Raw genomic sequence first — 6,288 nt, forward strand, 5'->3', positions numbered from 1 at the left:
CGAGGTGGCTGGGCAGGCCGTGCCACGCTGGCGACGCAGCGCGGTACGGCCGACCCGGGCGCTGCCTCAGTCGGGCAACTGTTCCATGATCCAGGTGCACAGCTCCTCGGTGATGGCGGTGTGTGTGGTGGTGGTCGAGGAGCACCGGAACGCGTCGAGTTCGCTTTCGCTCGGGTCCAGGGCGTCGACCTTGGCGTACAGGTCCTCCTGCCGGTCCAGGTAACGGATGGCGACCGCACTGACGGTGGGGACGAAGCAGGCGGTGGGTCTGCGTAGCGTGACCCGCCCGCCGTTGCGCTCCAGGGCCTCGGCCAGGATCCGGTACGACTCCAGGGTTCCGCCGGGAGCGCCGTCGATCTCCGGGAACCCGTTGGTGGTGACGGTCCTACGGCCGGGTGGGAGGCTACGAATCAGTTCGGCGACGGTGACCCCGTCACCGGCCGCCTGGATGCGGAACGTGGTCCCCGGGAAGAGGAGCCCGTCGATCCTCAGCGCGATCTCACCCGGTTCTACGACGATGCCCCCACCGTCGCCGGCACCGTTGGCGACGCCGATCCGGCGTGGGATCGCCGGCCACCAGCCGACGCTACGCAACCGCTCCAGGAACTCGGCGCGGTCGGGGTGCGGCCGGATCGCGCCGTCGTCGCGGTCGTAGTGCTGCCACATCATCTGCCGGGCGGCCGGGCTGTCCATCTGTCGGGCGAAGTCGTTCTCGGGACCGGGAATGAAGTAGGAGAACGCCTGGATCCCGACCGGGATGTAGCCGCCACGGTGCGGGCTGTCGTACGAGAAGTAGAGGGCGGTGCGGTGGTCGATCCGGTCGTTCTCCAGTTTGGCCAGTGCGTAGCGGGTCACCAGGCCACCCATGCTGAACCCGCCGACCGTGAGTGGACTGGCGTCGAGCTGACGGGCGATGGTCTGCTGGATCGCCGCGATGGCCGCTTGGGCGTTGTCGATGATCGATGCGGTGCGCTCGTCGAAACCGAGGAGGATGACGGTCCGGCCCCGCTCCCGGAGCCGGGTGATGAACGGAAATCCAGTCTCCAGGCCCTGGTAGAGCCAGTCCAGGTCGCTGCGGCCGAGGTTGAACCCATCCGCCATGATCACGGGTCGGGTGATCCCCTGGCTGCCAGCGCCGTAGTAGACCCGGGCGAAGCCGTACGGGAGGGTCCACTCGTCGTCGGGCGGTGGCACCTCGACCGGGACGGCGGGCGCGCTACAAAGCCGATCCGCCAGGACCATCGCGCCCACGTTCTGCTCTTGTTGCTGTTCGGACATGCCGCTTCTCCCTCCATCCGCACACGCCTTCCAGCCCGGCGGTCCGCCTTCGGTGAAAGGACTGCGGAGATCGTGGTGAACCACACCGTCAGAGGGACGATAGCGGCTTAAGTAGGTTTTCCTCCCGATCGACACCCTTACAAGGCATGGGTCCGATTTAGCAACAATTCATTCGTTACGAACGTCGTCGCCCGCACCCCGACGAGTCCGGGTACGGGCGACGACGAAACAGGCGGTGCCCCTCAGACCCTCAGCTCCACGGACGCCTCCGACCCGAACCCGACATCCGTTGGATCCGCCTGCAACGATGCCTGCCAGGCCGCGGTCGACACCTCCGGCTCCAACGGCTCGACGTCCGCCCGTACGGCGAACACCTGCCAGTAGAAGCCGTGTGACGCCTTCACACCGTCGACCGTGCGCACCCGGAACTCGCCGGCCGCGACCCGGGAAGCGGCCAGCGGCGACACCGGCTCGTCGTCCTCGAACATCGGGGTGAGCTGCACGGTACGGCCCTCCAGGAGGGTCAACGCCTCGAAGTACTCCGGCAGCTCGACGGTGGCCACACCGTCAACCAGCCGTCCCTCACCCCGGAAGTAGACACCGTTCTCCGGCCCGCCCAGGGGCGAGTACACGAGTTTCCGAGGGTCGGACTCGCCCGCCTTGTTCAACGGGTGGTCCATCACCGCACTCTGCGTCGTGTAGACGATCTTCCGTACCTCGAGGACGCCGGTGTTGAGCATCTTGATCGCCGGGGCGCTTTCCGGACCGACGTAGACACCGCCCCTGGCGTACAGGTCCCAGGTGCCGATCCCTGCGGTCGGCAATCCACTCGGGTTCACTCCCGCGACCCCTAGATTGCCCCCGACGGACGCCCGTTTCTCCACCCAGAGGCAGCCCACATCCGATCCGGTGGTGCCACCGTGGCCGATGTAGACACCGCTGCGGTTGAGCAGGTGCAGCCGCTCGCCACCATCGACGTTGAGCCGGCCGCCAGTGGTGATGGACTTGTTCGCACCGAGGTGGATGTTGCCCTCGACCGTGGCGTTCCCCTGCACGGTCAGATTACCGTCGGCCCCGACGTCCTTGATCACGTGCAGGCCGGACTGCGCCCGTACGCCCATCACACCGTCGGTGGTCACGGAGAGACTGCCGCGTCCCCGGACCGTGTTGGCCCGCAGATCGCGTATGCCCAGGTCCGCGTACGGGCGACTGTCCAACGCGTAGTTCGAGGAGGGCCAGTTGTTGCTCTGGTCGACCAACTCGAAGCCCCGGCCCGGTCGGAACGACAGTTGCGCGTGCTGCACCCCCGGTCCCCAGAAGGCGATGCTGGCCGCCACCTCGTCGGCGACGACGGTGGCACCATCCAGACTGCCTATGTTCAGCATCGACTGGGCGATCCGCAGTCGGCTGGCACCGGACTGGTAGAAGTCGATCATGTCATCGGGATCGTTGCCGACCCCTATCCGCAGGGCCGTGTTCTCGTCGTGGCGTACCACGTAACGAATGAACGCCTCGTCACCGGAGCCACCACCCGGGTCGCTCGGGAACTGGATCCCGGCCTGCCGGTTGTCCCCGATCGCGGGAACGATCGCGCCGACCGGCACCCGCAGACCGGCGGCGACCCGATCAGCGCTGTCCACGGTGACCACGCCCTGGCTGCGGGTGACCCGGCCGAGGACGACCACCCGACCCGGATCCGCGGGCCGTCCGGGGGTCACCTCGACCTGCCCCTCCTCGGACCACCGGGTCTCCGCCGCCACACCCCCCTCGTTACGGGAATCGGTGAGCCACTCCCGATAACGCAGGGTGACGAAGAAGGTGCCATCGGCGGGTAGCCCGACCCGACGTGCCTCCGGCAGCACGATGACCGCCCCGTCGGTGTCGATCGCCACCCCCTCACCGATGGTGATGTCGCTACCGATCGGAGTGATCTCCAATCCCTTGACCACGCCGACCGGTTGCAACAGCCGGGCGATCAGGTTCTGCCGGGACAGCAGGTAGTCCATCGCCTGGGACAGGTCCGAGGCACGCAGATACTGGTGGTCGTAGTAGCGGGGCCGCGCCATGGGCAGCGACGAGCCGTTCTTCCAGCTGATCGTCATCGTTTCTCCGCGGGGTCGAATCCGGCAGGGGCAGGGTCAGTTCCGGGATCACGCCCGGGAGGGTTCCGGGACGCCATCAGGCAGACCCGGGTACGAATGGATGGGCGCAGGCGGTACGCGACGGCCGGCTCCGCAACGGTCGGCTCACTGCGTCGCCACCGTGTCGTAACGCAGTCCGCTGGAGAGCTCCCCGCCACCGGTGTGCTTCGCGTGCCCGCGCCACAGGTGCACCGAGCCGTCAGCCCAGCGGGCGACCTGCCACTGGCGGACCACCCGGACCCCGGCGCGCGGTACCTCCTCCTCCGGGATGGCCAACTCGACCAACTCGGTGCTGCCCGGCCGGGACCGCCAGTCAAGCACCCGGCTGTGTCCGGTCACCGCGACGGGCTGGCCGTCGCGCGTCGGCTGCTGCAACGGCACCCGGTGCAGCCGTACCGAGGTCGGGTCGCCCTCGTACGGCTTCGGGATCAGCGGCACCCAGTTGTCCGGCACGGTGGTCGCGAACGCGTACGAGTCGTCCGGCACGCTCACCGGCAGCCCGGTGACCGGATCGACGGCCGGCGGCACCGGTGGACGGGGCGGTACGGCGGCCCGGCCGACCTGGGCCGTACGGTCGATGGCCCGCCCGGTCACACCCGTGACCGTCCGTTCGACCGCCCACGCCAGGTTAGCCATCTCGTCCCGCCCGAACCGCACCTCCTCGACCGGCTCGGAGTCCTCGGTCGCCGCGACCGTCGCCGGCAACACGAGGACGTCCGACGGGCCGCCGGCAACCGTGTTCGACGGCCGGAACAGCGCCCAGCCGCGCGCGCCGTAGGCCGGCGGGACCAGGGTCTGCCCCCCGAAGGTGTCGGTCACGATCAACGAGCGGATCCGGGTCGCGGAGCCGACCGGCAGGGTCAACGGGATCAGGAAGTGGTCGTTGGCGTAGATCAGGCCGTACTCGAGGAGGAACAGGCGACCCAGGTCGCCGGCACCGGCACCGACCTGCGCCAGGTTGACTCGGGAGTCCTCCATCTCCCAGAACCGGGTCGAGGGCATCCCGGCATAGCTGACCGGGGTCGGCAGCGTGACCCGGACCAGGTCCAGTACGACCGGCCTCGCCTGTAGCGTCTCGCCGGGCGCGTGGTCGAAGTGGTACCAGTCCAGCCGGTCACCGTCGTACTCCCCGGCGGTGAGGACCAGTTCCCCGGCCGAGCCGGCGGCACCGATGGCGAACTCGTACTCCATCCGCTCCCGCTGCCACGCGCCGCCCTCCAACCCGGCGGTACTGACCATCGGATGGAACTCCTCGGGCGGCCACGGCGGCGTCTGCGGCCGAGGATCGACCCCGGGAGAGATCACGGCGGGTAGTTGCAGGAGATAGCCGGTGGGCGGCCCCGGTGGGCGGGGCGGCACGCCGAGCCAGGTCAGCCACTCCCCGACCACCGCCTCGACCGCCGCCACCAGATCCGTCGGAACCGCGATCTCTTCCAAGAAGCTCCCGGTGGCACACGCCCGCAACACCAGGTCGCCGTGTGGTACCCGCCCGGCCACCACCCGCAGGTACCCGACGGTCGCCGGGTCGGCAGCCGACGGCGCGTCCGCGGGCAGCAGCGGGATCGGGTACCGGGCGACGATCGCCGGTGCCAGCGAGCCCGCCCCCGCGTCGGCCAGTAGCCGCAGCAGATGCTGCCCGGTCTCCGCCGAGAAGCGCAGATCGTCGGCGGTGGCGCTGGTCTCCCGCTCGACCACCGCCTCCAACGGAACGCCGGACGGCATCGTGACGGTGCTGCCCGACTGCCCGCCCGGGCGGTAGCGGGTGAACGGGGTCACCTCGGCGTGGACGCGGGCCCCCACCGGGGAGCCACAGTCCTCGCCGTTGAACTCCCCGAACTGCCACTGACGGGCCAGCAGCCACAGTGGATCGGCGGTACGGGCCGCCAGGGAAGGACCCATGTCACCACGACGGGTACGCGGCTCCAATCGGGTCCAGGTCGTCACCGAAGGCTTGGCGACGGCCGGATCGTAGCTGGTGCTCATCAGCCCTCCCACAGGCCCGGCGACGCGGGCATCGCGTCCGGGACGAAGTCCGTCGTGGTCTTGGATTCGACGACATTGGTCGGTGCGTAGATCGCCGGCAGGAACTGGCCGGCGTCGGCCAGGGAGTCGACGTCGACGGCGCGGGCGATCGCCAGGTCGAGCGTCTCCTCCAGCGTCTGCGCCAGCGCGGCCGGCTGCCAGGTCGGTGCGCTGTCGGCCGGCACCGCCAGCAGGATCGCCTGCGGAGCGGCGGCACCGGGTGCGTCGTACTCGAAGGTGAGTGCGGTCTGTGCGTGGTCGGCGGGGACCACCTCGGTCCACTCGTCGACCAGCAGGCCGTGCACCGGGCGGCTGAGATCGAGTTCGCCGAGGGTCACCAGCACCAGCGACACCGGTTCGGTGTTCGGGCGGGGCGGCGCATGCCCGACCCACCGGTCGCCCGCCTGGTACGGCAGTTGGGCGACCTTCACCCGTACGGGAAGTTTCACGGCACCACCGGCGTCCAACGCCGCCGCATAGGTGAGTGCCTCCTGCAACCGGCCCACCGCCGGCCGTACCCGTCCGTATCGGGCCAGCCAGTGCCGCGCCGCGTGCGGCGAGCCCTGGAGGGCGTCACTGGCAGCGAGTACTGCGGACAGCCTGGTTGAATCGGGCGCCCAGGTACGCGACAGCACCGGCATGTCGTTGCCGAGCAGGGCGTGGATCCGGGCCACCTGGAAGTCCCGCCGCTGACCCGGTTCGGCGTTCGGGGCGTCGAACTCGGTGCCGGGAACGCAGACGCAGTCGCCGGCCGGGCAGGGGGCCCGCCCGACCCGTGCGGCGACGAGCCGGCAGTGTGCGGCGATCCGGCGGGTCAGTTCCGCGCCGGCCAGCCGGGCGGCCTCCG

At 69.9% G+C, this 6,288-nt stretch carries 4 protein-coding genes; all 4 read right to left on the reverse strand.

All coding sequences use genetic code 11. From position 1 onward, the window contains the following. Positions 1 to 66 precede the first annotated feature (66 nt). Positions 67 to 1,278, reverse strand: a complete 1,212-nt coding sequence (locus ACFQ4H_RS30040) for an esterase/lipase family protein (RefSeq protein WP_377577492.1) — start codon at positions 1,276 to 1,278, stop codon at positions 67 to 69. A 242-nt stretch (positions 1,279 to 1,520) separates the two neighbouring features. Next, positions 1,521 to 3,380 (reverse strand): hypothetical protein, encoded by a 1,860-nt coding sequence (locus ACFQ4H_RS30045; RefSeq protein WP_377577495.1) that lies wholly within the window; start codon positions 3,378 to 3,380, stop codon positions 1,521 to 1,523. A 144-nt stretch (positions 3,381 to 3,524) separates the two neighbouring features. Beyond that, the gene (locus tag ACFQ4H_RS30050; RefSeq protein ID WP_377577497.1) at positions 3,525 to 5,402 is read right to left on the reverse strand and encodes a hypothetical protein; all 1,878 of its coding nucleotides are present in this window, start codon (positions 5,400 to 5,402) and stop codon (positions 3,525 to 3,527) included. After that, the coding region (locus ACFQ4H_RS30055) for a hypothetical protein (protein WP_377577499.1) at positions 5,402 to 6,288 on the reverse strand (887 nt) is incomplete at its 5' end. The genes ACFQ4H_RS30050 and ACFQ4H_RS30055, both read right to left, overlap by 1 nt.

The organism is Micromonospora sonneratiae (assembly GCF_042679305.1).
In the GTDB taxonomy this organism is placed as follows: domain Bacteria; phylum Actinomycetota; class Actinomycetes; order Mycobacteriales; family Micromonosporaceae; genus Micromonospora_H; species Micromonospora_H sonneratiae.

What these genes read in the sequence shown, in the direction of transcription:
- ACFQ4H_RS30040 (WP_377577492.1), bottom strand. Translation starts at nt 1,278, where the DNA reads ATGTCCGAACAGCAACAAGAGCAGAACGTGGGCGCGATGGTCCTGGCG.
- ACFQ4H_RS30045 (WP_377577495.1), bottom strand. Translation starts at nt 3,380, where the DNA reads ATGACGATCAGCTGGAAGAACGGCTCGTCGCTGCCCATGGCGCGGCCC.
- ACFQ4H_RS30050 (WP_377577497.1), bottom strand. Translation starts at nt 5,402, where the DNA reads ATGAGCACCAGCTACGATCCGGCCGTCGCCAAGCCTTCGGTGACGACC.